At 65.8% G+C, this 26,937-nt stretch carries 23 protein-coding genes; 13 read left to right on the forward strand and 10 right to left on the reverse strand.

All coding sequences use genetic code 11. The annotated features are described in order from the left end of the window. Positions 1-86: 86 nt before the first annotated feature. Positions 87-998: a sterol desaturase family protein gene (locus QCE69_RS32905; protein WP_309935111.1), complete on the forward strand. Its 912-nt coding sequence runs from the start codon at positions 87-89 to the stop codon at positions 996-998. 70 nt (positions 999-1,068) lie between these two features. Here the strand turns inward: QCE69_RS32905 and QCE69_RS32910 are convergent, their stop codons facing one another. Together QCE69_RS32910 and QCE69_RS32915 are read right to left on the reverse strand one after the other, a co-directional pair. Further along, a complete protein-coding gene (locus tag QCE69_RS32910; RefSeq protein WP_309935112.1) occupies positions 1,069-1,266 on the reverse strand; it encodes a hypothetical protein in 198 nt (65 codons plus the stop codon). A gap of 274 nt (positions 1,267-1,540) precedes the next feature. After that, entirely contained in the window at positions 1,541-3,043 is a 1,503-nt protein-coding gene (locus tag QCE69_RS32915) for an MFS transporter (protein WP_309935113.1), read from the reverse strand. A gap of 167 nt (positions 3,044-3,210) precedes the next feature. Here QCE69_RS32915 and QCE69_RS32920 point away from each other — a divergent pair, with 167 nt between their 5' ends. Beyond that, positions 3,211-3,702 carry a hypothetical protein gene (locus QCE69_RS32920; RefSeq protein ID WP_309935114.1) on the forward strand — a complete coding sequence of 164 codons (492 nt, stop codon included), beginning with the start codon at positions 3,211-3,213 and terminating at the stop codon, positions 3,700-3,702. A gap of 29 nt (positions 3,703-3,731) precedes the next feature. Next, the gene (locus QCE69_RS32925) at positions 3,732-4,355 is read left to right on the forward strand and encodes a superoxide dismutase (protein ID WP_309935115.1); all 624 of its coding nucleotides are present in this window, start codon (positions 3,732-3,734) and stop codon (positions 4,353-4,355) included. Positions 4,356-4,398: 43 nt separating this feature from the next. On the opposite strand, the gene QCE69_RS32930 is transcribed toward QCE69_RS32925, so the two are convergent. Both QCE69_RS32930 and QCE69_RS32935 read right to left on the reverse strand, forming a co-directional pair. After that, positions 4,399-4,839, reverse strand: coding sequence for a hypothetical protein (locus tag QCE69_RS32930; protein WP_309935116.1), 441 nt, complete (start codon positions 4,837-4,839; stop codon positions 4,399-4,401). Between the two features lie 172 nt (positions 4,840-5,011). Further along, positions 5,012-5,635 (reverse strand): TetR/AcrR family transcriptional regulator, encoded by a 624-nt coding sequence (locus QCE69_RS32935; RefSeq protein WP_309926872.1) that lies wholly within the window; start codon positions 5,633-5,635, stop codon positions 5,012-5,014. 285 nt (positions 5,636-5,920) lie between these two features. Between QCE69_RS32935 and QCE69_RS32940 the strand changes: the two genes are divergently transcribed. The 4 genes from QCE69_RS32940 to QCE69_RS32955 all read left to right on the forward strand — a co-directional run bounded on the left by QCE69_RS32940 (position 5,921) and on the right by QCE69_RS32955 (position 13,296). Further along, positions 5,921-7,039: an efflux RND transporter periplasmic adaptor subunit gene (locus QCE69_RS32940; protein ID WP_309926875.1), complete on the forward strand. Its 1,119-nt coding sequence runs from the start codon at positions 5,921-5,923 to the stop codon at positions 7,037-7,039. Continuing rightward, the gene (locus QCE69_RS32945) at positions 7,036-10,167 is read left to right on the forward strand and encodes an efflux RND transporter permease subunit (protein WP_309935117.1); all 3,132 of its coding nucleotides are present in this window, start codon (positions 7,036-7,038) and stop codon (positions 10,165-10,167) included. Before QCE69_RS32940 ends, QCE69_RS32945 begins: the two co-directional genes overlap by 4 nt. Continuing rightward, entirely contained in the window at positions 10,164-11,651 is a 1,488-nt protein-coding gene (locus QCE69_RS32950) for an efflux transporter outer membrane subunit (RefSeq protein ID WP_309935119.1), read from the forward strand. Before QCE69_RS32945 ends, QCE69_RS32950 begins: the two co-directional genes overlap by 4 nt. Before the next feature lie 70 nt (positions 11,652-11,721). Beyond that, positions 11,722-13,296, forward strand: a complete 1,575-nt coding sequence (locus tag QCE69_RS32955) for a methyl-accepting chemotaxis protein (protein ID WP_309935120.1) — start codon at positions 11,722-11,724, stop codon at positions 13,294-13,296. On the opposite strand, the gene QCE69_RS32960 is transcribed toward QCE69_RS32955, so the two are convergent. Continuing rightward, positions 13,293-14,612: a chloride channel protein gene (locus tag QCE69_RS32960; RefSeq protein ID WP_309935122.1), complete on the reverse strand. Its 1,320-nt coding sequence runs from the start codon at positions 14,610-14,612 to the stop codon at positions 13,293-13,295. The two genes, QCE69_RS32955 and QCE69_RS32960, sit on opposite strands and share 4 nt — an antisense overlap. A 183-nt stretch (positions 14,613-14,795) precedes the next feature. Here QCE69_RS32960 and QCE69_RS32965 point away from each other — a divergent pair, with 183 nt between their 5' ends. Then, the gene (locus tag QCE69_RS32965) at positions 14,796-15,302 is read left to right on the forward strand and encodes an AraC family transcriptional regulator (protein WP_309926883.1); all 507 of its coding nucleotides are present in this window, start codon (positions 14,796-14,798) and stop codon (positions 15,300-15,302) included. Further along, entirely contained in the window at positions 15,299-15,715 is a 417-nt protein-coding gene (locus QCE69_RS32970) for a VOC family protein (protein ID WP_309926884.1), read from the forward strand. Before QCE69_RS32965 ends, QCE69_RS32970 begins: the two co-directional genes overlap by 4 nt. An 18-nt stretch (positions 15,716-15,733) precedes the next feature. On the opposite strand, the gene QCE69_RS32975 is transcribed toward QCE69_RS32970, so the two are convergent. Beyond that, positions 15,734-16,756 (reverse strand): sulfate ABC transporter substrate-binding protein, encoded by a 1,023-nt coding sequence (locus tag QCE69_RS32975; RefSeq protein ID WP_309935124.1) that lies wholly within the window; start codon positions 16,754-16,756, stop codon positions 15,734-15,736. Positions 16,757-16,846: 90 nt separating this feature from the next. Beyond that, entirely contained in the window at positions 16,847-17,479 is a 633-nt protein-coding gene (locus QCE69_RS32980; protein ID WP_309935125.1) for an alpha/beta hydrolase, read from the reverse strand. Positions 17,480-17,657: 178 nt separating this feature from the next. Here QCE69_RS32980 and QCE69_RS32985 point away from each other — a divergent pair, with 178 nt between their 5' ends. Next, a complete protein-coding gene (locus tag QCE69_RS32985) occupies positions 17,658-18,437 on the forward strand; it encodes a GntR family transcriptional regulator (RefSeq protein WP_309935126.1) in 780 nt (259 codons plus the stop codon). Positions 18,438-18,446: 9 nt separating this feature from the next. Here QCE69_RS32985 and QCE69_RS32990 read toward each other — a convergent pair whose 3' ends face one another. Together QCE69_RS32990 and ilvD are read right to left on the reverse strand one after the other, a co-directional pair. Next, positions 18,447-20,270 (reverse strand): ATP-dependent DNA helicase RecQ, encoded by a 1,824-nt coding sequence (locus QCE69_RS32990; RefSeq protein ID WP_309935128.1) that lies wholly within the window; start codon positions 20,268-20,270, stop codon positions 18,447-18,449. A 144-nt stretch (positions 20,271-20,414) separates the two neighbouring features. Further along, entirely contained in the window at positions 20,415-22,274 is a 1,860-nt protein-coding gene (gene ilvD, locus QCE69_RS32995; RefSeq protein WP_309926893.1) for a dihydroxy-acid dehydratase, read from the reverse strand. A 308-nt stretch (positions 22,275-22,582) separates the two neighbouring features. On the opposite strand from ilvD, the gene QCE69_RS33000 reads away from it, so the two are divergent. From QCE69_RS33000 to QCE69_RS33010, 3 genes are read left to right on the forward strand one after another with little or no spacing between them, the layout of a single operon-like run. Continuing rightward, positions 22,583-23,713 carry a hybrid-cluster NAD(P)-dependent oxidoreductase gene (locus QCE69_RS33000; protein ID WP_309935129.1) on the forward strand — a complete coding sequence of 377 codons (1,131 nt, stop codon included), beginning with the start codon at positions 22,583-22,585 and terminating at the stop codon, positions 23,711-23,713. Positions 23,714-23,756: 43 nt separating this feature from the next. Continuing rightward, positions 23,757-24,941 (forward strand): Xaa-Pro peptidase family protein, encoded by a 1,185-nt coding sequence (locus QCE69_RS33005; RefSeq protein ID WP_309935130.1) that lies wholly within the window; start codon positions 23,757-23,759, stop codon positions 24,939-24,941. Between the two features lie 12 nt (positions 24,942-24,953). Further along, positions 24,954-25,544: a dimethylsulfoniopropionate lyase gene (locus QCE69_RS33010; RefSeq protein WP_309935131.1), complete on the forward strand. Its 591-nt coding sequence runs from the start codon at positions 24,954-24,956 to the stop codon at positions 25,542-25,544. Between the two features lie 13 nt (positions 25,545-25,557). On the opposite strand, the gene QCE69_RS33015 is transcribed toward QCE69_RS33010, so the two are convergent. Then, on the reverse strand, positions 25,558-26,844 hold the full coding sequence (locus QCE69_RS33015; RefSeq protein WP_309935132.1) for a diguanylate cyclase: 1,287 nt from the start codon (positions 26,842-26,844) through the stop codon (positions 25,558-25,560). Positions 26,845-26,937: the final 93 nt, after the last annotated feature.

A 26,937-nucleotide genomic window follows, 5' to 3' on the forward strand; every position in this document is an offset into this window, starting at 1 on the left:
GAGATGAAATAGTTTGCGCGTGGATTTCGACCGGGCCGCTCGCCACAATGGGTTCATTCGCAATCCACCCACCAAGGCGAACCATCATGGAACTGGAACTGCTTGGAAAAATCTCGCTGTACGCGATGGGCATCGTGCTCACCGCATCGCTGATCGAAGCGCTCGTCCTGCACTTCAAACACAAAGGCACCGACCGCGCCTTCGACTGGCATGAAGCCTGGATCTCTCTTGCCGATCTCGTCGGCCGCAAGCTGCTCGCATTCGTGCCGATCTCGCTGGCCACGCCGGTCTTCAACTTCGCATGGGAGCACCGGATCCACACGGTCACGAGCAACACGGCGCTCACGATCTTCTTGCTCTTCCTGGGACAGGAGTTCTGCTACTACTGGTATCACCGCGCCTCGCACACGATCCGCTTCTTCTGGGCGAATCACGCCGTGCATCATTCGCCGAACCAGTTGACGCTGTCTTCCGCCTACCGTCTTGGCTGGCTGACCAAGCTTGCCGGTTCGGCGCTGTTCTTCACCCCGCTCGTGTGGTTCGGCGTGAAGCCCGACGTGGTGCTGGCGGTGGTGTCCATCAACCTGCTCTATCAGTTCTGGCTGCACGCCACCTGGATTCCGAAACTCGGCTGGCTCGAATATGTGCTCAACACGCCTTCGGCGCACCGCGTTCATCACGCCTCGAATGCCACCTATCTCGATGCCAACTTCGGCGGCGTGCTGATTGTCTTCGACCGGCTGTTCGGCACCTATGTGGAGGAACGCGCTGAAGAGCCCTGCGTCTACGGCCTCACGACGCCGACAACTTCGCATAATCCGGTGGTCGTGGAACTGGAGCATTGGGCGAGTCTCGTGAAGGATGTGGTGCGGGCGAAGAGCGTCTCCGATGCAATCGGCTTCGTGCTGCGTCCTCCCGGCTGGCTGCCGAACGGCGAGGGACACACAACCGAAGCACTTCAGAAGCGCGCCAAAACGTTGGAACACAAGAACGCCTGAGCGAGCGCGGGACCGAAACAACGTGGGCGGAACGCATGTTCCGCCCACGTTGCATCTTGGCGGGCGAAGCTTAGAACGTGACCGACTGGCTGATCACTTCCTTGCCGTTGACGAAGATGGTCGAGCTTGCGCTGCCGGTCGTGCCCGTGGTCGGCGTAGTGGTGGAACTGGGAACGCCGGGCACTTCGATGATGGTCGTGGTCGACTGCTTCCTCGCGCCGCCGGCAACGTGGGACACACCCAGAGCGCTTCTTTCGATCTTGATCATGTTGTTCTACTCCTTAGTCAGATAAAAACGGCCGATCAGCCGTTGACCCGAAACTCGGGATCTTTGCCTCTACATTCCCAATTATTCAGTAACTCGAAACATCAGGAATGTGAAGCCATTGTAAAGTTGAAGTTGGGCGTTCAACTTCGTGAAAACTCTCAAAACACCGGGTGGTTGTATGTCATTTCGTTATCCCATGCAATTTACGCAGTGGTCGGAAACCGCCTATTGTTCTCGCCGTTCGACTCTGCTAAATCACGTCGACCCGGCGCATTCAAGCGTGTTTTCGTATCGTTGCCGCCGCAACGCCGGATGCCGCGAATGCGCACAGCGCGGAGAGCAACGCAACGGCACGCAGGCCTGCGGCAATGGCGCCGGCCTCCGCGCCCCCGGCGCGCAACACGGCGTCGTGCGACCATACGAACGCAATGCCCAGCACGGCAATCGCCAGCAGGCCCGCCACGCGCGCCACCGCGTTGTTGATGCCTGAAGCAATGCCCGCGCGCGCGCCCGGCACCGACGCCATCACGGTCGTCGTCAGCGGCGCGACGGTGATTGTCATGCCGAGGCCGAGGACCACGAGTGCCGGAAGGAACCCCAGCCAATAGCTGGCCGGCGCGACACGCAGCGCCAGCATCACGAACCCGATGCCGGCGATGCCCGGCCCCACGGTAAGCAGGGCCCGCGCGCCGTACCGGCCCGTCAGTCCACCTGTGAAGCGCGACAGCAGGCCGATGATGAGCGGCATCGGCAGAAGGGCGGCCCCGGCCTGTGCCGCGTTGAATCCATAAGCGCGAATCAGCGTGAACGGCAGGAAGAACAGCACCCCGCCCAGCCCGAAGTACAGCAGCAAGGTGACCACGTTGGCGCCGGTGAAGTCGCGGGAATGGAAGATGTCGAGGGGAATCATCGGATCGCGGCTCCTGGCCTCGATGACCAGGAACATGGCAAGCAACAGCACGCCCGCGCCGATCATGCCGAGCACCCGCGTAGCGCCGAAACCGTGCGCAGGCGCTTCGGTCAGCCCGTAGGTCAGTGCAGCAAGTCCGGCGGCGGCGCTCACCGCTCCGGGCCAGTCCAGCGTCGACGGCGCGTCGGCCTTCTGGCTGTCGGGCACCGAGAGCAGCGCCAGCAGGATCGTCACGGCGGCCAGCGGCACGTTGAGGAAGAAGATGGCGCGCCAGGAGAACGCATCGACGAGCCAGCCGCCCGCCGCCGGTCCCACCGACGACGTGATCGCCCCCACGCCCGCCCACGTGCCGATGGCCCGGCCGCGCTCGGCGCCGTCGAACACCGCGCCGATGATCGCGAGGCTGCTCGGCACCAGCAGCGCTGCGCCGATGCCCTGCACCGCGCGCGCCGCGATGAGCCAGCCGGTGTCCGGCGCGAAGCCGCACGCCGCCGACGCCGCCGTGAACAGCGCAATGCCGGCGACGAAGATCGTGCGCCGTCCGAGCTTGTCGCCGAGCGATCCGCCGACCAGCACGAGCGCGCCGAGAAACAGCAGGTAGGCGTTCACGACCCACTGCATCGCCGCGATGCTCGCGCCCAGTTCGCTCTGGATCGACGGCAAGGCGACGTTCACGACCGAGCCGTCGATGAACGCCATGCTCGAACCGAGAATCGTCGCGGACAAGGCGAGCCGCTTGCGGGTACACGGCGCGTCGTTGGCGCACGGCTGCACGCGGATGATGCCTTCGTCGCAAGGGCTCGCCTGCGCCGCGACCGCATGCGGGCGTTCACGGAGTTCGCGGCTTTCGGTGGATGCGCTGGCCAAGATGCCTTCCCCGTCTTGTGGACACCGCTCCAGTAGAGGCCAAAGCCGCGCGTATGTCCACGTCGGGAACGGGGTTGGCAAGGCCAAATGATAATGGTTATCATTGACTCACCCGAGTACGCAGACGCCAGGTCGACGCAAAGGGCGATGGAACAGGAGCCCTCGCCATGCATCAGCAGATTGCCGACCTCTCATCGGACACGTCCGTTCCCTGCCAGCCGACCCTCGCGTTGTGGGAAGCCGAAATGCGTCAGGCCGTCCAGGACGAACGCGACGGACGCGCCGCGCTGGCGCTCGCCGGTTATGAGCGGGCGTTGTCGATCGCGCATCGGTTGATCGACGCGCCGCCCGCCGGCCGCGCCGACGATTGCCTCGCCGCGCTGGTGGTCGCGCATCACAATCTCGCGGACCTGCATGTCGCGCAGGGCGCACCCGATCGCGCGGCGCCCTGGTTGTGCCGCGCGCACGCGACCCTGATCGCACTGACGCAAGCCGCCGACCGGCCCGCAACGCTGCGCCAGGCCGCCTTGCGCCACAGCCGCGAAACCTATGTCGCGCTGATTCGCCATCTCGCCCGTCACGGGCCGCATCCGCTCATTGCACACGCCATCGCCGACGGCGACGCCGCGCTTCACCCCAGCCACACCGCGCGGCACTGATCCCCACTTCGAACCGAAAGGAGCATTCGATGCCTTACACCCTGCCTCCCCTGCCTTATGCCTTCGACGCACTGGAACCGAACATCGACGCCCGCACGATGGAGGTCCATCACACGAAGCATCACCAGACTTACGTGAACAACCTCAACGCGGCGCTGGAGAAGTCCGACCGCAAGGACGAGCCGGTCGAGAGCCTGATCGTGAATATCGATGCGTTGCCCGAAGCGCTGCGCGCGCCCGTGCGCAACAACGGCGGCGGCCACGCGAATCACAGCCTGTTCTGGACCGTGATGTCGCCGGAGGGTGGCGGCCAGCCGGACGGCGAACTGGCCCGGGCGATCGACTCGGATCTGGGCGGTTTCGATGCCTTCAAGGATGCGTTCACGAAGGCCGCGCTGACGCGCTTCGGCAGCGGCTGGGCGTGGCTCGAAGTCGACAAGCAAGGCAAGCTCGCGGTCAGCAGCACGGCGAATCAGGACAATCCGCTGATGAGCGGCATCGCATCGGGCAATAAGCCGATTCTCGGCCTCGACGTCTGGGAGCACGCCTATTACCTGAAATACGAGAATCGCCGGCCGGAATACATTGCGGCTTTCTATAACGTGATCAACTGGCCCGAGGTTGCGCGGCGCTATGCCGAAGCGCGCGGCTGATAGCCGCTTCTTTCAGGAAGATTGACGCCGGGAATGCAGAGAATCAAAAGCCCCGGCGCATCAGGAAGGTCAATCCTTTCTCGTGCTCATGATTCACGCCGAGTTGCGGATTCGCCTGAAAATGCCAGTCGTCTTCATCGCTGGCGAAATCGCTACGCGTTTTACCGGAATTGCCGAGCGAATAGGCAGGCAATGCCTGCGGATATTGCCGACCCGCCGTATTCGGATCGGCGAGACTGACACCGGCGCCGGACAAGGGCGCCGTGCCTGCATGTTTCTCGGAAACCCCATATGAGAAGCGTGCATGCACGGTTCGAACGGTGCGCACGCCGGCCGTTGAAACCACGGCCGGATAAGGAAAGAACACCATGCCTGCGGCGGCTCGTTCCAGAGGAAACAAGCGGGCCTGCTCATTGGCTGAAACCAGACTGCTGGCTATCATCACGACGCCGGCAATCCAGATGTTCCGGATAACGCGTGTCATCGAATGCCTGTGAAAGGCTGAGAATGGGATCCCGCACTCGGGTTCCGATGATACGTCCATCAGCAGTACGGATACTGTCGATGATTACCCTCGTGGTAAATCAGCCACTTATCGGAATGGCAGGCTGCGCGGATGCGAATTGAAGGCGAAAGCCCGCTGCAAAGTTATGGCGTTATTCCGTGCCGCCATTCAGCGCGACGCGCCGGAAGAAATGCCCGAGCACGCTTTGGGCAAACTCCGCCGGCACGGATTGCGGATCCGACGAATAGAAGAATTGCACGCCGTCGCACAAGGCAATCAGCCCGAGCGCCATTTGCCCGGCGGGCATGCTCAACGGCGTGCCCACCCGCTCTGAAAACGCCTCGATATAGTCCGTCGTGGTCTGCCTGAGCTCACGCATCAGCGCGTTGAAGCTGGTGCGAAAAGCGGCGTCGCGGCTCGCGTGCAGCTTCGCCTCGACCCACAGCAGGAAGCAGGCATTGTCCTGGTAACACTCGCTGTAGTACTGGAGCACGCGCGCTTCGAGATCAGCGCGCGAGGCCTCGCCGTCCTCGAAGATGGTCGAGAGGTGCTCCATGGTCATGTCGTGATCGCGCTTGAGCACTTCGAGCAGCAACTGCGCCTTGCTGTCGAAGTTCGAATAGAACGCGCCACGCGTATAACCCGCCTCGGCGGCCACGTCCTCGACGCTCGCCGCGCCGAAACCCTTCCTCATGAAAACGGCTTGCGCAGCATCGAGCAAACGCTGGCGCGTCTGGTCACGGCTCTGTTCACGGGTCAGTCGTACGGGTTTCATGGGCCGAAGTGTAGCATCGGCCAGCTTGCACATTCTGCTTTGCATTCGGATACAGGTGTGTATTAGAATCCACCGCAGTTTCTTTTCGGAATGACCGAAGCCCTTTGCGGGCGGGCCTGACAGACGCATGGAATAAGCCATCCGTCGCGCCAGGTCTCACGGACATCCCCGGTTTCAGCGGCTCTTTCCGGTTTTGCTTCGCCACCAAGCGGCGCGCTTCGTTCGTTGCGGCACGCGCGCACTCATGCCCCGACGGGCGCCGAGGTTCCTGTGAAGCGCTTTTCCTTGACCACGCCAGCCTTCTCGCGCGCGGCAGCCATTCCGATCATCTGCACGACCCTCTGCGTCGCGCTCGCCGCCTGTCAGCGCCATGAGGCTGCCGCGCCCGCGCCCCGTCCCGTTGTCGCGGTCGAAGCCAAAGCGGATAACGCTGCACCGCTTGCCACGCTGCCCGGTCAAGTGCAGGCGCGTTATTCGACGCCGCTGTCCTTTCGCATCAACGGCAAGATTCTCGAGCGGCGCGTGCGCATCGGCGATACGGTGAAGGCGGGACAGACCGTCGCCCGACTCGATCCCGCCGATGTCGAAAAGAACAGCGCCAGCGCTCGCGCGCAACTCGACGCCGCCTCGCATCAACTCGTCTACGCCCAGCAGCAGCTCGACCGCGACCGCGCCCAGGCCGCCGAAAACCTGATCGCGCCCGCGCAGCTCGAACAGACGCAGAACGCCTATGCGTCGGCGCTGGCGCAGCGCAATCAGGCGCAACAGCAGGCTGCGCTTGCCGGCGACCAGCTGCGCTATGCGACGCTCGCCGCCGATCACGCCGGCGTCATCACCGCCGAGCAAGCCGACACCGGCCAGAACGTCAACGCGGGTCAGGCCGTCTACACGCTGGCGTGGAGCGGCGACATCGACGTGATCTGCGACGTGCCCGAGTCTTCGCTCGGCGCCTTCGCGGTCGGTCATGAAGCGGACGTGAAGCTCACCGCCCTTCCCGCGCGCACCTTCAAGGCGCGCGTGCGCGAACTCTCCCCGGCCGCCGACACGCAGAGCCACACCTGGCGCGCGAAGCTCACGCTCGAAGCGCCGACGCCCGAAGTCCGGCTCGGCATGACGGCCGACATCGCGTTCACCCCGGTGCAGACGGCCGGCGGCGCGTTCACGCTGCCGTCGACGGCCCTGTTCCACGACAACGGCCACCCTGCCGTATGGGTCGTGACGAAACCCGGCGATGCACTCGAACTGCGGCGCGTGGAGATCGCGCGCTTCGGCGAGCGCACCGTGACGGTGGCGAGCGGCCTCCAGGCGGGAGACCGCGTCGTGTGGCAAGGCGTGCATACCGTCTCGGCGGGCGAAAAGGTGCGCGTGGTCGCGCCCTTGCATCCCGAGGACTTCGCTTCATGAGCGCGCGCGATTCCACGTCCGGCGAAGACGCCGCGCAGCGTCACGAGGAAGGCCGCTTCAACCTGTCGGCATGGGCGCTGCGGCATCGCGCGCTGGTGATCTTCCTGATCGCGATGGCGACGATCTTCGGCATCCTTTCGTACACGCGCCTCGCGCAGTCGGAAGACCCGCCGTTCACGTTCCGCGTGATGGTCATCCGCACCTTCTGGCCGGGCGCAACCGCGCGTCAGGTGCAGGAGGAAGTGACCGACCGCATCGCGCGCAAGCTGCAGGAGACGCCGTACACGGACTTCATGCGCAGCTACTCGCGCCCGGGCGAATCGCTGCTGTTCTTCCAGATGAAGGACTCGGCGCCCGCGAAGGATGTGCCGGAAGAGTGGTATCAGATTCGCAAGAAGGTCGGCGATATCGCCGCGACGCTGCCGCCCGGCGTGCAGGGCCCGTTCTTCAATGACGAGTTCGGCGACGTCTACACCAACATCTTCGCGCTCGAAGGCGACGGCTTCTCGCCCGCGCAACTGCACGACTACGCCGATTCGCTGCGCACCGTGCTGTTGCGCGTGCCGGGTGTCGCGAAGGTGGATTATTTCGGCGACCAGGAAGAACGCATCTATATCGAGAGTCCCAACACGACGCTCACGCGCCTGTCCCTTTCGCCGCAGCAGATCGCGCAGGCCATCGACGGACAGAACGCCGTCGCGCCCGCCGGCGTGATGAACACGCCGAACGACCGCGTGTTCGTGCGCCCGAGCGGCCAGTTCAAGAGCATCGACGCGCTCGCCGATACGCTCATCGCCGTGAATGGCCGCTCGTTCCGGCTCGGCGACATCGCGAAGATCACGCGCGGCTACGTGGATCCGCCCGCCACGCAAATGCGCTCGGCCGGTGCGCCGGTGCTGGGCATCGGCGTGACGATGCAGCCCGGCGAGGACGTCGTGCGTCTCGGCAAGTCGCTCGATGCCGAGATGACCAGGTTGCGTGCGCAACTACCCGCGGGCCTGAAGCTCACCGAAGTCTCCAGCATGCCGCATGCGGTGTCGCATTCCGTCGATGACTTCCTCGAAGCCGTCGCGGAAGCGGTCATCATCGTGCTGATCGTGAGCCTGGTGTCGCTCGGCGTGCGCACGGGCATGGTCGTCGTGATCTCGATTCCCATCGTGCTCGCCGTCACCGCGCTCTTCATGTATCTGTTCGACATCGGCCTGCACAAGGTGTCGCTGGGCACGCTGATCCTGGCGCTCGGCCTGCTCGTGGACGACGCGATCATCGCCGTCGAGATGATGGCCGTAAAGCTCGAGCAGGGCTGGAACCGCACGCACGCGGCGGCCTATGCCTACACCAGCACCGCGTTCCCGATGCTGACCGGCACCCTCGTCACGGTCGCCGGCTTCCTGCCGATCGCGCTCGCCAAGTCGAGCACCGGCGAGTACACGCGTTCGATCTTCGAAGTTTCGGCCATTGCGCTGATCGCGTCGTGGCTCGCGGCAGTCGTGCTGATTCCGCTGCTGGGCTACAAGCTGTTGCCCGAGCGCAAGAAGGAAGCGCATCTGCCCGACGATCACGAACACGACATCTACGACACGAAGTTCTATGGCCGCCTGCGCCGCTGGGTGGGCTGGTGCGTGCGGCGGCGTTTCGTGGTGCTGGCCGTCACGGTGGTCCTGTTCGTCATCGCGATGGCGGGCTTCACGCTCGTGCCGCAGCAGTTCTTCCCGAGCTCGGATCGCCCCGAGTTGCTGATCGACGTGCGCCTGCAGGAAGGCGCGTCGTTCGACGCCACCTTGCGCGAAGCGAAGCGCCTCGAAACCGCGCTGAAGGGCCGCGTGGAAATCGATCATGTCGTAAGCTTCGTCGGCACCGGCGCGCCGCGCTTCTACCTGCCGCTCGACCAGCAACTGCCAACGCCGAACTTCGCCCAATTCGTCGTCACGGCGAAGTCGGTGGAGGCGCGCGAACAACTGGCGCGCTGGCTCGATCCGATGCTGCGCGAACGCTTTCCCGCCGTGCGCACGCGTCTGTCGCGCCTGGAAAACGGGCCGCCGGTCGGCTATCCGGTGCAGTTCCGCGTCAGTGGCGACGATATCGGCACGGTGCGGCACATCGCCGAGCAGGTCGCCGCCGACATGCGCGCCGACACGCGCACCACCAATGTCCAGTTCGACTGGGACGAGCCGTCGGAACGCTCGGTGCGCTTCGAAGTGGATCAGCAGAAGGCGCGCGCGGCGGGCGTCACGTCGCAGGACATCGCCAGCTTTCTCGCGATGACGCAAAGCGGCACGACCGTCACGCAGTATCGCGAGCGCGACAAGCTGATCGGCGTCGATCTGCGCGCGCCACGCGCGGAACGCGTGGATCCGGCGCGCCTCGCCACGCTCGCGATGCCCACGCCGAACGGTCCGGTGCCGCTGGGCGCGCTGGGGCGCGTCGTCGATACGCTCGAATACGGCGTGATCTGGGAACGCGACCGGCAGCCGACCCTGACCGTGCAGTCCGATGTCACGGGCAATGCGCAGGGCATTGACGTGACGAAGGCCATCGACGGCAAGCTCGATGCCATTCGCCGCGCGCTGCCGGTGGGCTATCGCATCGAGGTGGGCGGACCGGTGGAGGAAAGCGGCAAGGGCCAGGCGTCGATCAACGCGCAGATTCCGGTGATGGTGATCGTCGTGCTGACGCTGCTGATGATCCAGTTGCAGAGCTTCTCGCGCGTGATGATGGTCGTGCTCACCGCGCCGCTCGGGCTGATCGGCGTGGTCGTCACGCTGCTGGCCTTCGGCAAGCCGTTCGGCTTCGTCGCGATGCTCGGCGTGATCGCCATGTTCGGCATCATCATGCGCAACTCGGTGATCCTCGTCGACCAGATCGAGCAGGACATCGCCTCCGGCCACAAGCGATTCGACGCCATCATCGGCGCAACGGTCCGACGCTTCCGCCCGATCACGCTGACCGCCGCGGCCGCCGTGCTCGCGCTGATCCCGCTTCTGCGCAGCAACTTCTTCGGCCCGATGGCCACCGCGCTGATGGGCGGCATCACGAGCGCGACCGTGCTCACCCTGTTCTACCTGCCCGCGCTCTATGCCGCGTGGTTCCGCGTGAAGCTCGACGAACGCGAGGGAGCCTCGTCATGAACCGCACTCGTACGCTGATCTTCGCCGCGAGCGCCGTGCTCGCCGGCTGTGCGTTCGGCCCGGATGGCAAGCCGCCCGCGATGCCCACGCCCGCGCACTACGGCGCGCAGCCGCAAGCCGACGCCACCGTCACCGCCGAGGGCGCATCGCAACGTTTCGTCGGCGGTGCGCATGCGGTGCCCGAGTGGTGGAAGGCGTATCGCTCGGACACGCTGAACGCGCTCGTCGATGAAGGCCTGCGCAACAGCCCGGATCTCGCCGCCGCGGACAAGACGCTCGTCGCCGCACGCGAGCAATTGCGCGCACAGGTGGGCTCGTCGCTGTTGCCGTCCATCGACGCGGGCGCACAGACCACTCGCCAGCGCGCCCTCACCATCCCCGACTTCGGCCCGCCGACCGCGCTGTACAACCTCTTCGTCGGACAGATCCAGGCGCAATACACCTTCGACCTGTTCGGCGCAGCGCGCTTCGCGAACGCGTCGCTGGCGGCGCAGGTCGATCAGCAGGCCTTCCAGCTCGACGCCGCACGGCGCGCGCTCGCGGCGAACATCGTGACGGGCGCGCTCGGCGCGGCTTCTCTGCATGCGCAGATCGACATCACGGAACGGCTCATCGCGCTCGCGGGCGACGACGCCCATGACACCGAACGCCGCTATGCGCTCGGTTCGGCGTCGCGCGCCGACATGCTCACGGCCCAGCAGAACGCGGCCTCGCTTGCGGCGCAACTGCCCGGCTTGCGCGCGCAATGGCTCGCGAACCGTCATGCGCTGGCCGTGCTGCTCGGTCGCACGCCCGACCAGGCTCCCGACGATCTCGAGCTCGCGAGCCTCACCGTGCCGCCCGACGTGCCGCTCGTGCTGCCGTCGGAGCTGCTGCAGACGCGCCCCGACATCCAGGCCGCCGACGCCGCATTGAAGGCCGCCGCCGCGCAAGTGGGCGTCGCGACGGCGCAGTTGTTCCCGAGCCTGTCGATATCGGCATCGATGGGCCGGGGCGGCTTCAGCTGGCCGACGGCGCTGTCCGGCGCGGGCGCGTTGTGGAGCATCGGCGCTTCGCTGTCGGCGCCGATCTTCCACGGCGGCGCGTTGTTCGCGCAGCGGCGCGCGGCCATCGCCACGTACGACGCCGCCGTCGAGCAATACAAGCAGACGGTGCTGGCGGCCTTCCGCAACGTCGCGGATACGCTGGCGTCGCTGGAAAACGACGCCGAGGCGCTCGCCTTCGCGGACAGCGCGAGCAGCAAGGCGCGCGATGCCTCGGCCGATGCGCTCGCGCGCGTAAGGCTCGGCGCCATTCCGCCGCGCGCCGCGCGTAGCAGCGAGCAGCAGTCGCTGAACGCACGCCTGACCGCGATCCGCGCCGGCAGCGCGCGCATGAGCGACACGGCCGCGCTGTTCCAGGCGATGGGCTCACCGCTCGCCGCCGCGCAAAACGTGACGAATGCGGATTCAACCGGTCTAAAGCAAAACGAATCTTCTCCGTAAACAGTTTGAAAGAATAGGATTTGCTCTTGCGCGCAAATCTGCGTCAAACCGTCCACGGAGAAGTCAATACATGAAGGTCGTCACCAAGCTCAGTCTGGGCTTTGGCATCGTGCTGTCGATGCTGCTCGCCGTGCTCGCCTACGGACTCTTCAGCATGGCGCAGATCCAGGCGCGCTTCGACGAAGTAGTCGAGGTCAACAATGAGGAAGCCCGGCTCGCACACGCGCTGACGCTCTCGATCAGCGACCGCATGATCGCGCTGCGCAACGTCGCGCTGATGAGCGACATCGCTGCGATCGAAACCGAGAAACAACGCATCCGCACGCAGGCGCAGGGTTATGCGGAAGCCTTCGACGCGCTCGGCAAGCGTTTCGCGCAGAACGACCACACCGAAGCCCGCGAACGCGCGCTGTTCGACACCTTGCGCACGAACGCGGCCGCTGCCGCGCCGATCATCGAGCGCGCAGTGACGCTCGCCGAGGCACGCGACCAGCAGGGCGCGACGCGTGTGCTGATCGACGAACTGCGTCCCGTGCAGCGCAGCTGGATGAACGCCGCGAAAGAGATGGTGGCGTTGCAGGACCAGCAGAACGCGAGCGCCAATCGCGATGCCGACGCCGCCTACGCGCGCGCGAAAGCCATCATGATCGCGCTCGGCGTGCTGGCCACGCTGAGCGGCGCAGCAGCGGCGCTGCTCATCACACGCGCGCTGACCCGTGCCCTCGGCGGCGAGCCGGACGAAGCCAAGGCGCTGGCGGCGCGGATCGCGCAAGGCAATCTGCGCGAGCCGGTCGCGACCGCGCATCGTCATCCCGACAGCCTGATGGTCTCGCTCGAAAGCATGCGCGCACGCCTCAATGCGATCGTGCTGGGCATTCAGTCGTCGAGCGTCACGATTGCCGGCGCGGCGCGCGAGATCGCACAGGGCACCGTGGATCTGTCGCGGCGTACCGAATCGCAGGCGGCTTCGCTCGAAGAAACCGCAGCGAGCATGGAGGAACTGGCCAGCACCGTCGCGAAGAACGCCGACAACGCCGCCCAGGGCACGCACGCCGCCACCCAGGCGTGCGGCGACGCCACGCAGGGCGGCGCGAACGTCAACGAGGTCGTCGCGACCATGCGCGGCATCGCGCAGGGCTCGTCGCACATGGCGGACATCATCGGCGTGATCGAGGGCATCGCCTTCCAGACCAACATTCTCGCGCTCAACGCCGCAGTGGAAGCCGCCCGCGCCGGCGATCAGGGACGCGGCTTCGCGGTCGTCGCCGGCGAGGTGCGCGCGCTGGCCCAGCGCAGCGCCGTGGCCGCGAAGGAGATCAAGACCCTCATCGACGATTCCACCACGCGCGTGGCCAGCGGCTCGGCGCTCGTCGAGCATGCGGGCAGCGCAATCGAAGGACTGGTGGCTTCCGTGAACCGCGTGACGGTCATCATGAGCGAAGTGGCCGCCGCATCCGGGGAGCAGCGCACGGGCATCGATCAGGTCAATGTGGCGGTGGCCCAGATGGACGAAGTCACGCAGCAGAACGCGGCGCTCGTCGAACAGGCTTCGGCGGCCGCGCAGTCGCTCGCCGAACAGGCTGAGTCGCTGCGTGAAGCGGTGTCGGTGTTCCAGGTCGAGCGCAACGCGCTTCACCATGCCTAATCCGACACCCCGTGCAGTCCCTGCGCGGGCGCAGGAGCCGGCGCGGTCGCAGGCGCAAGCGCCGACGCCGGACGCGTCTCGCCCAGCGCGCGGAAGGTCATCATGGCGCCCGCGATCGCCAGCGCCAGCGGAATCAGGAAGCCCTGCTCGATGTTCGTGAACTCGAGCGTCAGCACCAGCGCGGTCAGGGGCATCTGCATCGCCGAGGCCAGGAAGGCCGCCGCGCCGATCACCGCGAACGCCCCCAACGGCGTGCCCGGCCAGAACCCATTCCAGACGCTGCCGAGCACCACGCCGAGCAGCGCGCCGTTCGTCAGGCTCGGCGTCATCAAGCCGCCTTGCGCGCCCGCGCGCAGCGAGCTCACCTCGATGATCACCTTCAGCACCAGCAGCACGCCGGCGAGCGCAGACCCGAGATGGTCCTCGAAGGACAGCCCGGCGGCGCTCTTGCCGTTGCCCGCAAGCTGCGGGTAATAGATCACCAAAGCGCCGACGAGCATGAAGTTCAGGATCAGCAGCACGGGCAGCGACGTGCCGCGCGCCGCGTTCGCGCGCGCCGCCTTGGTGAACTTCACGAAGAGCCGCGCGGCCGCGCCGAACAGCGGACTCGTGACGACGGCCCAGACGATCAGCTGCGCATCGAGCGAATAGACCGGCAGACGATAAGTCTGCGCATCGCCCAGTCCGATCCAGGCGACGAACGCGCCGATAGCCGACGTCAGCAGCGCGGCGACGACGATGCGTGCTTCGAACGTGGCGAGCAGCACTTCCAGCACGAACACCGCGCCGCCGAGCGGCACGTTGTAGACCGCCGCGAGCCCCGCGCCCGCGCCGCACGCCATCATGATCCGCGCTTGCGCCGGCGTGAGCTTCGCGTAGTGCGCGAGCCAGCCGGCCCACAGCGCGCCGATTTCGCGCGGCGCAACCTCGCGGCCGAGCGGCGAGCCCATCGCGACGGTCACGATCTGCAGCAGCGAATTGGCGACGGTGCTGGCGGGCGGCATGCGCGGACCGTCGGCCTTGATGGCGTCCGCGACGCTGACGAGCGGCTTGCCGAAGCGATACAGGAGCCACCAGCCCCCGCCCCCGATCACGCCGCACAGCGTCAGGACGATGAAGCGGCGTTGCGGCGACGCGCTGCTGATGCCTTGAAGGAAGCTTTCCTTGCCGGGCAACGAATCGACGCTGTAGCCAAACGCGACATGCTGCACCGCATGCAGCAGCAGCGCGAGCAACATGCCGCCGAGCCCCGCGCCCACGCCGACGAGCACGGTAACGACGACGAGTTTCGCGGCCGGATTCGAAGTCGTGGACATCGCGTTCACCTTGTGAACAGAAGAATGGACAGGGATCAGCCTGAGGTCACGCGGGCGGGTGCTGCTTCGTGCGCTGCTTCGCACACATGCCATGCTTGCGGAATCGCACGGATTCGTGCACATGCTTATACGACGCCGCGTTCGCGCCTACACTAAACGAAATTTGCCTGCCGTTCCGGATTCATGCCACCTCGCCCGCTTCCCTCCGCCGCTCCGCTCGAAGATCCCGCCCTGCTGCGCCGCCTGCTGCGCGCGAAGGACCGCATGGACGCCGCCTCGCACGAGGCCTGGCCGGTCGCCCGGCTGGCCAACGTGAGCGGCGTCTCCGAAGCGCATTTCGCGCGGTCCTTCAAGCGCGCGTTCGGGCTACCGCCGCATCGCTATCTGCTGACGCGGCGCATCGAGCAAGCCACCAGCCTGCTGCGCGATACCGAACTGAGCATTACCGAGATCGCCTTCGCCACCGGCTGGGAAAGCCTCGGCACGTTCGGCCGCGTGTTCCGCGACATCAAGGGCAGCAGCCCCGGCGCCGTGCGCAGCGCGCTGCGCGCCGCAGACAGTCCGCTGCGGCAGGTGCCCGCCTGTGTCCTGAAGGCCGCGCTGCGTCCCGATCTGACGATGGCAGTTTTGGAGAAGCGCCGCCGTTCGGCCACGGCTACAGTGCGCTCATCAACGCAGGAGGAAACATGAGCGACGGTATCAATGTGGTGGGCGTGTATGTCGACGATCAGGACGCAGCGCTGGATTTCTACGTCGACAAGCTGGGATTCCGCGTTCATACGGACGTGCGCAACGGCGACTATCGCTGGCTCACGGTGCAGCATCCGGACCAGCCGGCGTTCCAGCTGGGGCTGTTCGCGCCCGGCCCGCCGATTCACGACGACGCCACCGCGCAAACCCTGCGCGCGATGATCGCCAAGGGCGCGATGCCGCCGCTCGTGCTCGCGGTCGCCGATTGCCGCGCGGCTTACGCGCGGCTCAAGGCGCGCGGCGTGGAGTTCACGCAGGAGCCGGTGGAGCGCTACGGCAGCGTGGATGCGGGTTTTCGCGATCCCGCCGGCAACGGCTGGAAGATGATCCAGGCGCCGCGCGGCGGGCAGTAATCGCAAGTGCAGCCGCGCTCAGTTCTTGTCGGCGACGACCTGATCGAAGGTGCCGCCATCGGCGAAGTGAAGCTTCTGCGCGTTCTGCCAGTTGCCGAACAACTGCTCGACCGTGAAGGTCTTCAACGGCTTGAACTCGCTCGCATGTTTCGCCAGCACGCCGGGATCGCGCGGACGCAGATGATGCTGCGCGATGATCTCCTGCGCCGCCGGCGTGTACAGGAAGTCGAGATACGCCTGCGCCTGCTTGCGCGTGCCGCGCTTGTCCACCACCTTGTCGACAATGGACACCGGCGGCTCGGCCAGCAGGCTCACTGACGGATACACCGCCTCGAAGTCCTTCGCGCCCGGTCCCGCGCTCATCAGGCCCACTTCGTTTTCGAAGGTGACCAGTACGTCGCCGATGCCGCGCTGCGTGAAGGTGGTCGTCGCGCCGCGGCCGCCGGTGTCGAGCACCGGCACGTTCTTGAAGATGGCTTTTTCGAAGGCCTGCGCCTGCGCGTCGGTGGCGCCCTGCTGCTTCTTGTAGCCCCACGCCGCGAGATAGGTGTAGCGGCCATTGCCCGAAGTCTTCGGATTGGCGATGACCACCTGCACGCCGTTGCGCGCCAGATCGTTCCAGTCCTTGATGTTCTTCGGATTGCCCTTGTGGACGAGGAACACCATCGTCGTGGTGTAAGGCGCGCTGGCATCCGGCAGACGGCTGCGCCAGTTGGCGGGCACCAGTTGCCCGCGTTCGGCGAGCAGGTCGATGTCGTTCGGCTGGTTCATCGTCACGACGTCCGCCTGAAGACCCTGCGTCACCGAGAGCGCCTGCGCGCTCGAGGCACCATGCGACTGCCGCACCGAAACCGTCTCGCCGGTCTTCTTCTTGTAGTCCGCGATGAACGCGGAATCGATGTCCTTGTACAGCTCGCGCGTGACGTCGTAGGACACGTTGAGGAGCGTCGTGTCCGCATGCGCGACGCCGGTCATGCCGAGTGTGATACCGAGGGTGACACCAACCGCGGCTGCGATCAGCAGCTTCTTGTGTACCGCCATTCTTGTTCTCCAGTGACAGGGTTTCGATACTGCACAACAGCCGAAGGCCGCTCGAAGGCGGCCATTTTTATACGGCAGGATCAACAGCGCTTATCCGTACGCGCGCCGTTGCTCCGTCTCGTCTTCATGTTCGTGTTCGTCGCCGGACGGTGCGCGCCGCGCGAGCGTCTCGACGAAATGCTTCGCCAGCGGCCACGGTCCGAAACCCGCCGCCGTGTTCACGTGCCCCGCGTCGCCGAGATTGATGAACGCGCTGTTCCAGTGCTGCGCCAGCGTGCGTGCTTCGTCGAGCGGCATCCACGGATCGGTTTCGCTGCCCACCACGAGCGAAAGCGTGTCCAGACGCCGTGCGCTGAAGTTGCCGGCAAAGCGGAACTTCGCCGGACTCGCGGGCGCGACGAACAGCACGCCCTGCACTTGCGCGCCGGCAGGCTTCAGATGCGCAAGCGCATGCGCGGTCGCGAGACAGCCGAAGCTATGCGCCGCGATGACCACCGGACCGTCGAGGTCTGCCAGTTCGTCGCGTACCGCGTCGCTCCAGGTGTCGAGATGCGGCAAATCCCAGTTGCGTTGCTCGACGCGCCGCGCCGACGCCACCTCGCCTTCGAGCCAGCTCTGCCAGTGCGCGTCCTCGCTGCCGTACAGACCCGGCACGGTGACGAGCGTGACGGCCGCCCGCGAGACATCCGCTTCCCGTGTTCCACCCGCGCTGCGTTCGCTCATGTTCATCCTCGCTGCGACCCGAATCGATCAGGCCTCATTCTCAGCGAGCGCACCGCGTGGGCTAAGCAATTTTTCGTCATTTGTTTATGACCGGCGGGCCGCGCGGCAGGCATCGCTATAATCGCTGCACGCCGCGTCCGGTCGCGCACATGCGCCCGCCTTCTGCCCCGCCACCCTCATGCCCACCCGCCGATCCGCCGCTCCCCCCGCTGTTTTCCCGGACTCGCCGGTGCCGCTGTATGCGCAGATCAAGGACACGCTGCGCGCCGGGATTCTCGACGGACGCTATCCGCCGCACAGCCGCATGCCGTCGGAGAGCGAGCTCCAGGCGATGTTCGACGTAAGCCGCATCACCATCCGCCAGGCGCTCGGCGATCTGCAGAAGGAAGGCTTGATCTTCAAGGTACACGGCAAGGGCTCGTTCGTCTCCCAGCCGCGAGCGTTCCAGAACGTGACGTCGCTGCAGGGTTTTGCCGAGGCGATGTCGGAAGGCGGGCACGACATCCTCAACCGCGTGCTGAGCTTCGACATCGTGCCGGCGGCCGACGAAGTCGCCGCCCGGCTCGGTCTTGCGCCGGGCAGTCCGGTGGCGGAGATTCATCGCGTGAGGTTGCTGAATCGCGCGCCGGTTTCATACGAGATCAGCTTTCTCCCCGAGCACTTCGCGCGACCGCTCGCGCGCGCGGACCTCGTGACGCGCGACATCTTCCTGATCCTCGAGAACGATTGCGCCGTGCCGCTCGGCCGCGCGGATCTCGCCATCGACGCCATCGCGGCGCCGGTTGAGATCGCGCAGTCGCTCGATGTGAAGAAAGGCGCGCCGCTGTTGCGCATCGAGCGTCTTACGCACGGGGCGGACGGCACGCCGGTCGATTTCGAGTACCTCTATTTTCGCGGCGACACGTTTCAATACCGGCTGTGCATCGACCGCGAGCGCCCGGCGAGCAAAGCCCGCTGAAGCCGTGCGTCAGGACGCCTTGCGTGCGCGCTTCACGTACTCGCCGATGAAGGTGCGCACAGCGTCGTCCGCGAAGCGCACCGCGACACGCTCGCCGCTGACCATCTCGACGACACCCTCGCCATAACGGCGCACGCGCACGCGATCGCCCTCCTTGAAGCGCGCTGCTTCCGGACGCGTCGACTCGCTCTGTTCCGCGCGTTCCTGTTCCCGCTGTTCGCGCGGACTCTCGCTCACTTGCGGCGGATGCAGGCAGTTGTCGCAGGTGCCGCAGCGCTCGCCGCCGAGCTCGTCCTCGGGCTTGCGATAGCGGATCTCGCTCGCCTGCCGCGGCGCCGCCGAACGCGTAGCCTCGATGTCTTCCGCGAAGTAGTCGAGCAGCGTGCGCCAGCGGCATTGCGCGCCCTGTGCATAGCCGATCATGCGTTCGAGCACGGCGCGATCGCGTTCCGAGCGCGCCGCATACTCTTCGGCGGCGGCATCGAGCCGGGATTCGTCGAAGTGTCCATCGCTCAGTTTGAGTCCGCCGCGTTGCGTGCGCCGCGTCATGCCGATATCGCCAAGCAGCGCCGTCGCGACCCGCAGCTTGTTCGCGCCGATATCCGGCAGCGCTTCACGCAGACGCGCGAGCGGTCTCTCCAGCGTCCCGCTTCCGCTTTCCTGCGCGAACTCATGCACTTTCGCCGCCACGCGCGCGATGGTCTCGCGGCTCGGATAGCGGCCGCTCATGAAGAACTGCTGCACGTGCCGGTCCTTCATCTCGAACAGCAGCGTGCAGCGCGCGGGTTGTTCATCGCGGCCGGCGCGGCCGGCTTCCTGATAGTAGGCATCGAGGCTGCCCGGCATCTGCGCATGGATCACGAAGCGGATATCGGGTTTGTCGATGCCCATGCCGAATGCGTTGGTCGCGACCATCACGCGCACGCGGTCTTCCATGAACGCGTCCTGCGACTCCGACCGCTCGGCCGACGACAGCTTGCCGTGATAGCGCCCCGCCTCGACACCGGCCTCGACGAGCGCGGCATGCAGCGCCTCGCATTCGGCGATGGTCGCGCAATAGACGATGCCGCTGCCCTGCGCCTCGCGCACGCATTCGATCGCGCGCCGCCGCTTGTCTCCCGGATTGGTCAGCTGTTCGACGCTGAAGTGCAGGTTGTCGCGATAGACGCCCGTATGGATCACGCGAGCGTGCCGCATCGCCAGTTCGCGCACGATGTCCTCGATGACGGCGGGGGTCGCCGTCGCGGTCAGCGCGAGCACGGGCGGCCGATCGAGCGCCTTGATGGCATGCACGAGTTCGACATAGGCCGGGCGGAAGTCGTGACCCCACTGCGAGATGCAATGCGCTTCGTCGATCACGACGAGCGCAATGGCCGGCATGCCGGGCGCGGCGAGCTCGGCGGTGAAGTCGGCGTTCGAGAGCCGCTCGGGCGTAACGAAGAGCATGCGCACCGCATGCCTGGCGACGGCTTCCATGGCCTCGCGCGCCTCGCGCGCCGTCAGCGTGCTGTTGAGCACCGCGGCCGCGATGCCGGCCTCTTCGAGCTTCGATGCCTGATCGCGCATCAGCGAGATGAGCGGCGAGACGATCACCGTCATGCCGTCGAACTGGAGCGCGGGCAATTGGTAGCACAGCGACTTGCCGGCGCCGGTGGGCATGACGGCGAGCGTGTCGTGGCCGTCAAGCACGCTGCGGATCACCTCGTCCTGGCCCGGCCGCAGGTTCGGAAAGCCGAAGACGCGGCGCAAGGCGCTTTCGAGTTCGTCGTCGAGCGGTTTGCGCTTTCGTGCGCTGCGTACGCTGTGTGCTTCGTGGGCGTGTGGGTCGTTCATGCGTGCGGCTCATATGCCCGTCCGCCGAGTGCGGCCAGTGCGCAAGGCTTCGAGCAAACCCCGTACCTCGACACACGCCGAAGCAGGCGAAAAAAAACCGCTCCCGAAGGAGCGGCCTGCGCGCCTGAACGCAGAGCGACACAATCAGTCGTCGAGCAGCGACAGATCGCGCACCGCGCCCTTGTCCGCCGACATCACGAGCTTCGCATACGCCTTCAGCGCCGCCGATACCTTGCGCGGACGCGGCTTCGCCGGCTTCCAGCCCTTGGCGTTCTGCTCCTCGCGGCGTTGCGCGAGTTCCTCGTCGGAGAGCAGCACGTCGATCCGGCGATTCGGAATGTCGATGCGAATGCGGTCGCCGTCGCGCACGAGGCCGATCGCGCCGCCCGCCGCCGCTTCCGGCGAGCAATGGCCGATCGACAGTCCCGACGTGCCGCCCGAAAAGCGGCCATCCGTCAGCAGCGCGCAGGACTTGCCCAAGCCCTTCGACTTGATGTAGCTCGTCGGGTAGAGCATTTCCTGCATGCCCGGGCCGCCCTTCGGACCTTCGTAGCGCACGATCACGATATCGCCCGCCTTCACTTTGTCGTTCAGGATGTTCTCCACGGCCTCGTCCTGCGATTCCGTGACGTGCGCGCTGCCTTCGAACACCAAAATGCTTTCATCGACGCCCGCGGTCTTCACCACGCAGCCATCCAGCGCGATGTTGCCCGTCAGCACCGCCAGACCGCCTTCCTTCGAGAACGCGTGCTCGTACGAGCGGATGCAGCCTTCCGCGCGGTCGCTGTCGAGGCTCGGCCAGCGCGTGTTCTGGCTGAACGCCACCTGCGTCGGAATGCCGGCCGGGCCCGCCATGTAGAAGGTCTTCACGGCTTCGTCGTCGGTACGCTTGATGTCCCACTGCGCGAGCGCGTCGCCCAGCGTGGGCGCGTGCACGGTCGGCACGTCCGTGTGCAGCTTGCCTGCGCGTTCCAGTTCGCCCAGGATGGCCATGATGCCGCCCGCGCGATGCACGTCCTCGATGTGGTACTTGTTCGTGTTCGGCGCGACCTTGCACAGCTGCGGCACCGTGCGCGACAGACGGTCGATGTCGGCCATCGTGAAGTCGATCTCGGCTTCCTGCGCAATCGCCAGCAAGTGCAGGATGGTGTTGGTCGAACCGCCCATCGCGATGTCGAGCGTCATCGCGTTCTCGAACGCCTTGAAGCCCACCGAACGCGGCAGCAGACGCGTTTCTTCCTCTTCGTAGTAACGCCGCGCCAGCCCGACAATCTCGCGTCCCGCGCGCTTGAAAAGCTGCTCGCGGTCGGCGTGCGTCGCGACCACGGTGCCGTTGCCCGGCAGCGAGAGGCCGAGCGCCTCGGTCAGGCAGTTCATCGAGTTGGCCGTGAACATGCCCGAGCACGAACCGCACGTCGGGCACGCGGAGCGTTCCACTTCAGCCACTTCGGCGTCCGAGTACTTCTGGTCCGCGGCGATCACCATGGCGTCGACGAGGTCGAGCTTCTTGAACTCCATGGCCTTCGTGACGGGATTCGCGAGGCGCGTCTTGCCGGCTTCCATCGGACCGCCGGACACGAAGATCACCGGGATGTTCAGGCGCATCGCAGCCATCAGCATGCCGGGGGTGATCTTGTCGCAATTGGAGATGCACACCATGGCGTCGGCGCAATGCGCGTTGACCATGTATTCCACCGAATCCGCGATGATCTCGCGGCTCGGCAGCGAGTACAGCATGCCGTCGTGACCCATGGCGATGCCGTCATCCACCGCGATGGTGTTGAATTCCTTGGCCACGCCGCCCGCGGCCTCGATCTCGCGCGCGACCAGCTGTCCCAGATCCTTCAGGTGCACGTGGCCGGGCACGAACTGGGTGAACGAATTGACCACCGCGATGATCGGCTTCGAGAAGTCTTCGTCTTTCATGCCGGTGGCGCGCCACAGCGAGCGCGCCCCCGCCATGTTGCGGCCGGCGGTGGAGGTTTTGGAACGGTAAGTGGGCATCGTGGGTGGCTTTGAAAATTGTCGCGAAAATGAAAGCGGGCCACGAGGATAAAGGCCCTTTGCCCTGCCTGAACGGTCTGCGGACAGCCTTTTGGGCGCCGCTTTTGAGCAAAGGCTGAATTATCCCACAGCGGCGCGCAGCGGCCCTGAGCCAACGCCGCGGACGCATAACCTCATGTAATGACAGCGCGAAATTAAAGCGCATTGACGCTGTCCGGGCGCAAATCGATACTCGATGCCAGCCCCTCCCGGCCCCGCGCCGCCCCGCAAACCCGCGCCAGACAAGGCGCTCCGACCGTTCCGACGCCATGAACATGCCCGAGAGAAGCCTTGCCCCCGCCCCGGACGCCGACAGCGTGTTTTCGAGTCCCGGCACCTGGGAGCGCGGCGGCGAGCCGTGGGCCGGCAGCGAGCAACGCACGCTGACGTGCTGCCGCGTCAGCGACGAGACCCACGACGTCAGGAGCTTCGAATTCCGCGTCGGCGATGGCGCGCCCGTGCGCTTCGAACCCGGCCAGTTCCTGACCATCCGGGCGAACGTCGCGGGCATGCCGGTGGAGCGCTGCTACACGATTTCCTCGCCGCCGACGCGTCCGTGGCTCGTCTCGATCACCGTGAAGCGCGTGCCGGGCGGGATCGTCTCGAACTGGCTGCACGACACGCTGAAGCCGGGCCACGCGTTGCGCGCCTACGGGCCGTCCGGAAGCTTCACCGCGACGGCCGCTGCGTCGCCCAAATCGCTCTATCTTTCCGCCGGGTCCGGTGTGACGCCCCTGATGTCGATGACCCGCGCCGCCCTCGATCTCGGACTCGACCGCGACGTGATCTTCATCCACAGCGCGCGAACCCCGGCCGACATCGTCTTCCGTGACGAACTGCGGCGCCTTGCCGTCCAGTCGCCGCGCCTGCGGACGTTCTTCGTGTGCGAGGGCAGCGGCGACGAAGCGGACTGGCGCGGCGCCATCGGCCGGCTGAGTCTGCGCTTGCTGTCCGAGTGGGCGCCCGACTACGCCGAGCGCGAAGTCTTCACCTGCGGTCCCGCCGGCTATATGAGCGCCGTGCGCGACCTGCTGCGCGAAGGCGGTCATGATCCTGCGCGCTATCACCAGGAAAGCTTCGATCTCGGCGCGGGTGTCGCGCCGGAGCCGGTAGACGATGCACCGTCGATTGCACAGGAAAGCTTCACGGTGAAGCTGTCCCGCTCGTCGAAGAGCTTCACGATGAACCCGTCCGAAACCGTGCTGGCGGCGGCGCGCAAGGCGGGCGTGGCGATCCCGTCGTCGTGCAGTCAGGGCGTATGCGGCACCTGCAAGACGAAACTGCTGGACGGCACGGTCGACATGAAGCACAACGGCGGCATTCGCGAGCGCGAGATCCAGAAGGGCTTCCGGCTGCTGTGCTGCAGCCGGCCGACCTCCGACCTGACGCTCGAACTCTGAAGCTGCGCCGCCATCCACGAATATTCTTTTGAGGAGCGACAGCATGGCGGTCGAAGCGAACATGCGCGACGTGCGGACCTACCGGTTCGCGCGCGTGCTGGAGCAGATGCGCGAACACGCGGTGCCCGCGCTGCTGCTGTATGACCCGGTGAACATCCGTTACGCGACGGATACCTCCAACATGCAGGTGTGGTGCGGCCGCAATCCGGCGCGCTACGTGATGATCTTCGCGGACGGCCGGATCGTCGCATGGGAATTCCACAGCAGCGAACATGTGTGGGACGGCATCGATCTCGACGTGGAGTGGCGCGGCGCCACCAGCTGGACCTTCTTCAATGCCGGTCACGAAGCCGAACGCCGCGCCGAGACCTGGGGCGCGGAGATCGTCGATGTGCTGCGCACCCATGCGCCGGGCGAGACGCGCCTTGCCGTCGATCGGCTCGATCCCTTCGGCACCGTTTATCTCGAGCAACACGGCATCGCGCTATTCGACGGCCAGCTTCTCATGGAAAGCGCGCGCCTCATCAAGTCGCCGGACGAACTCGTGCTGATCGGCACATCCTTGCGCACCGCCGAGCAAGGCATCCAACGCATGCGGGAAGCGCTTCGGCCAGGCATCACCGAAAACGAACTGTGGGCGCATCTGCATTTCGAGAACATCCGCCACGGCGGCGAGTGGATCGAAACACGGCTGCTCGCTTCCGGCGAGCGCACCAATCCGTGGATGCACGAATGCTCGGCGCGCGTGCTGCAAAACGGCGATCTCCTCGCCTTCGATACCGACATGGTCGGCCCGCACGGCTATTGCTCGGATATCTCGCGGACGTGGCTGGTCGGCGACGGACGCCCGTCCGGCGAACAGCGCGCCCTCTACGAACAGGCCTATGCGCAAGTCCACACCAACATGGATCTGCTGAAGCCCGGCATGACGTTTCGCGAGTTCTCCGAGAAGGCGTGGCGCATTCCCGAGCGCTTCATCAAGAACCGCTATTGCTGTCTGGCGCACGGCATCGGCATGGTGGATGAATATCCGTCGATCGCCCATCAGGTCGACTGGGACAGCGCGGGCTATGATGGCCGTTTCGAGCCGGGCATGACGGTGTGCGTCGAAAGCTATATCGGCGCCGAGGGCGGCACGCAGGGCGTCAAGCTCGAACAACAGGTCGTCCTGACGGAGCATGGCTGCGAGCCGCTCACGGCCTGCCCCTTCGAAACCGACTGGCTATAGCGCGAGCACACCATGACGAAGCGACCTGAAGCCGTATCGACCTTCATTGCCATCGCGGAACGCCTGTTCCAGTCCACGCAGCTTCCCGAAGGCGGACGCGTGGTTGCGTCAAAGGTGTTTGAAAAATTACGCACGCCGTCCGACGACGGCACGCGGCGTACGGACCGCTTCCCCGCCTGCGCGTGGTTCGATGCCGCGCTCGCACCGCGCATCGGCGAGGATACGGACCTCGGCGCGGCCGCGCGCGCGCTCAAGGCGCTGGAACCTTCTCTGGGCTGGTCGCGCCGGAATTCGGGTGAGAACGGCAGCGAGAATTACATCGAAGGTCACGTACACGGCATGATCTGCGGAACGGGCGGCGCCGAGAGCCGTCATGACGTGCGGCTCGGCTTCTCCGTGATGGCGCCCGAAGTCCGCTATCCGGATCACTCGCATCCACCGGAAGAAGCCTATGTGCTGTTGAGTGCCGGCGAGTTTCGCCAGCGCGACGGCGACTGGTTCAATCCGGGCATCGGCGGCGGCATCCATAACTTTCCGGGCAGCCGTCATGCGATGCGCTCCGGCCGCGAACCGTTCATCGCCGTCTGGTGCCTGTTGCCGTAAGCCGTACGCCTCGCTATCCCACCTCGACGCGGTTGCGCCCGCGCTCTTTCGCCTGATACAGCGCGCGGTCGGCGCGCCGCATCAAGGCATCGACATCCGATTCGCCCGGCTCGCGCGTCACCACGCCGATGCTCACCGTGAACGGAATCGGCTTCACGCGCCACGCGTGCTCGAAGTCCTGCTGCTCGAAGCGCCGGCGCAGTGCGTCGGCGATCTCACAGGCGAGCCGCGCATCCGCGCCCGGCAGCGCCGCGACGAACTCCTCGCCGCCCCAGCGCGCGAACAGTTTCGACGCATGCGGGATCGACATGCCGACCTGCGCCAGCACGCACAGCACTTCGTCGCCGATATCGTGGCCGTGGCTGTCGTTGATCTTCTTGAAGTAATCGATGTCGAGGATGAACACGGACAGCACCTGATCCGTGCCCAGCACCTTCTCGACAAAATCCAGGAATTCGCGACGGTTCGGCAGGCCGGTCAAGGCATCGGTCGCGGCCTGCTTCCTGAGCAATTCCATGAGTTGCGCGCGCTCGGTAATGTCACGGATCACCGCCGTGAATTCGATCACGCCATCCACCTTGATCTTGGAGATCGCGATCTCCACGGGAATGATCCGCCCGTCGCGATGCCGTCCGTACACGCTGTTGCTTTCGTCCATGCGCGGCGGCGTGATCGAACGCAGGTTCATCTTGTCGGAGTCGGCGAACTGCCTGACATTGCGCGAGTGGTTCGCGCGGAAGCGTTCGGGCAGCAGCGTCTCGATGCGTCGGCCGAGCACTTCGTCGGAGCGATAGCCGAACAGGTTTTCCGCCGCGCGATTGAACAGCGTGATGTTGTGCTGCTCGTCGATCGTGACGATGGCGTCATAGGCCGAATCCACGACCGCGCGAAAACGCGAGTCGCTGACTTCGAGTGCGTGGGTCAGATCGCGCTTCGGGGGATTGACGAAGCCCGTCAGCAGGATCTCCTTCGCGTCCGCACCGCCGAGCGGCTTGAGCGTGAGCCGCCACAGCGGTTCATTCGCGCCGCGCATCACGGGATGCGCCAGTTCCTGCACATCGCCCGACGTAAAACCTGCGTTCAGTTTCTCGCGCAATGCGGACCATCCGTGATCCGGAATCAGCGTATCGAACAGGAACGGAAATGAAAGCGGCTCGGCGTGCGCCACGCCCGCCATCGCGAGGAACGCGTCATTGCAAGCGTTGATGACAAAAGCACCGTGCGCATCGCGCGCGAAGAGAGCGACGCAGATCGTCACGCCATCCGCGGGCTCCTGAGTTGTGTTGGGCAAACCGGACATAGTCTCACCTGGGCGACACCGCCTTACGGTACCGAAAGCAAAAGCGCGTGACGTTGTCGCGGGCGTCACATCGCCCATGGTTATCGGCGCGGA

The organism is Caballeronia sp. LZ032 (assembly GCF_031451315.1).
Taxonomy (GTDB): Bacteria; Pseudomonadota; Gammaproteobacteria; order Burkholderiales; family Burkholderiaceae; genus Caballeronia.